The organism is Nocardia sp. NPDC058497 (assembly GCF_042720195.1).
Lineage (GTDB): Bacteria > Actinomycetota > Actinomycetes > Mycobacteriales > Mycobacteriaceae > Nocardia.
Genome location: NZ_JBHXMY010000878.1, coordinates 1 through 1,732, shown reverse-complemented (window position 1 = coordinate 1,732; position 1,732 = coordinate 1). Strand labels below are relative to the sequence as shown.

The window sequence follows — 1,732 nt, the reverse complement described above, 5'->3', positions numbered from 1 at the left end:
CCGCCTCGGCTGACGAGATCGCCCAACTCGAGCACTAACGGGGTGCGCTCAGGCGGCAGCTGCAACTGGCCGCTGCCGGAATCCCCGACGACCGGAGTCGTCGAGGTGGGCGGATTCGCGCCGCCCAGGAATGTGCTGACGGTCCGGGCTTGCTCGGCCTCGCGTGCGGTCACCGAAATGGTGGCGCGGTCGTCGCGCAGCACGGTGTCCATCGATCGCTCCCCTCTGGCGTGTTGACTCTTCCCGCTGGGACAAGTCAAGGCTAGTGCGTTGCACATATAAGTGCAACAAGTTGGAACTAGCCTCAGGCGGGGAGGGCGGGGATGGTGCGGGCGTGGGTTATCTCGGGGGAGACCGTGATGATGTCGCAGGCGGCGAGGAGGGTGTCGGGGAGGTCGGGGCCGAGGTGGGTGAGGTTGGGGGTGACTATGGCGGCTGCTTCGGTGGTGGTGACCACGTCGAGGAGGCGGCCGATGGGGTCGGTGGTGCGGTCGCTGAAGGCGACGGTCTTGGTGAAGCGGTAGCCGAGACGCTCGGCTAGGGAGCGGATCTGCGTTTCGTCCCAGGACTGGGCGACACCCGAGATGTCGCGGCGCAGGTATCCGATCGCCGGTGGCTTCATGGGGGAGACGCTACCGGCGCGGGGTGTCCGTTGCCGTGAACGCGGGCGAACGTGAGTCGAATTCGCAATCTGACTGATGCTCATTTCGGAATCTCGTCTGCAGGGGTGCATCGCCGTGATCTACTGCTCGCCAACTCGGGTGGAACGAGGCCTCGACGACGAGGTCGAGCGGCGCCCGGTGCACGCAGGAGACAACGATGGTGGACAGAAGAATGCAGCGGGTGGCCGGTTCGATGGCCGCGTTCGCGGTGGCGGCGGGTTTCGCGGTGGCGGCGATGCCCGCAACGGCCTCGGCCGCACCGGGAACGATCACCTGGAACGACGGGAACAGCAAGTTCACCAGGACGGTGTCCAACACCAACCCGGTCGTCGGCGACACGGTGACCGTGACGACGAAGTTCGAGCGCACCGGGATCCCGGTGGAGTACATCTACAACATCAAGGACCTGCACCCCGCCTGCCTGACCCCGGTCCCCGGCTCGGCGAAGATGGGCGGTGACCCGGTCCAGCTCGACACGTCGTCCTCGGATTGGGTCCGCGCCGAATTCGGGGTCACCAAGTACCCGGTGTACCCGAACATCAGCCCGAAGTCGCAGACCTTCGAGGTGCAGTACACGGTGGGCGTCAACTGTGCCCGCGACACCCCGCTGCCGACCTCGATGCACTACGGCGGTTCGCTCGGCGACGGCACCTACCAGGGCAAGGGGCCGAACATCACGGTGTCCAGCGATGCCGTGTCGAATACGGTGCTCACGGATGTGACCGGCGCGCAGGTCGGCAAAGCCGTCACCCTGGAGGCGAGCGTGTCCCCGGCGGCGGCGGGCGGCACGGTCCAGTTCAAGGCGGGCGACAACGTCCTCGGCGACATCCCGGTCGCCGCGAACGGCAAGGCCTCCATCGTGTGGACGCCGGGCGCGGCGGGCGCCTACACCATCGGCGCGACGTTCTCCGGCCGCAGCGGCGTGGCCAGCTCGTCGACCACCAAGGTGGTCACCGTGGCCGACGTGCCGACCGATCCCGGCCCGGGTGACGGCGGCGGCACCGGCACCGGATCCTTCGGGTTCTGAGCCACCATCCCCGGCACGGAATCGGTTGCTACCAGGTCTCGTT

3 protein-coding genes are annotated in these 1,732 nt (G+C 67.6%); 1 reads left to right on the top strand and 2 read right to left on the bottom strand.

Going from position 1 to position 1,732, the window contains the following annotated elements; translation table 11 throughout:
- Together ACFWPJ_RS32045 and ACFWPJ_RS32040 are read right to left on the bottom strand one after the other, a co-directional pair.
- A partial coding sequence (locus tag ACFWPJ_RS32045) for a hypothetical protein (RefSeq protein ID WP_378857160.1) occupies positions 1-212 on the bottom strand: 212 nt, incomplete at its 3' end.
- Between the two features lie 92 nt (positions 213-304).
- Entirely contained in the window at positions 305-622 is a 318-nt protein-coding gene (locus ACFWPJ_RS32040; RefSeq protein WP_378857158.1) for a hypothetical protein, read from the bottom strand.
- A gap of 197 nt (positions 623-819) precedes the next feature.
- Here ACFWPJ_RS32040 and ACFWPJ_RS32035 point away from each other — a divergent pair, with 197 nt between their 5' ends.
- Positions 820-1,689: an Ig-like domain-containing protein gene (locus ACFWPJ_RS32035; RefSeq protein WP_378857156.1), complete on the top strand. Its 870-nt coding sequence runs from the start codon at positions 820-822 to the stop codon at positions 1,687-1,689.
- Positions 1,690-1,732: the final 43 nt, after the last annotated feature.